We start from the raw sequence: 260 nt of genomic DNA, 5'->3' as shown, positions 1-260 counted from the left end.
AAAAATCAGACTCGCGGATACTGTTAAACAAATACTCCCAAAACTCGCGCGACCGGGCTTGCTCATTACCGTCCCAAATCGTCGCCAGCAGTCTTTTACGCTTATCCGTAATCACCTCTACCGGCGGCAATTCCGGCAACAACTCATTAAACAGCTCAACGATTTTATTAACCGGGCAATTGCTCGCGGGCGCGGCGGAAGAAGCGCTATCATCCTCAAGCCAATGCGCATTAAAGCCCTGCCAGCCCCTAAGGCAACAA

1 pseudogene is annotated in these 260 nt (G+C 51.2%); it reads right to left on the bottom strand.

Annotated features, from left to right (window positions below):
• A pseudogene (locus tag AXE65_RS13715) lies at window positions 1–260 on the bottom strand (hypothetical protein); the annotation flags it as partial.

Source organism: Ventosimonas gracilis (genome assembly GCF_001580025.1).
Taxonomy (GTDB): Bacteria; Pseudomonadota; Gammaproteobacteria; order Pseudomonadales; family Pseudomonadaceae; genus Ventosimonas; species Ventosimonas gracilis.
Note: the sequence above shows the minus strand (reverse complement) of the source record. Positions and strands in the feature narration are given on the sequence as shown.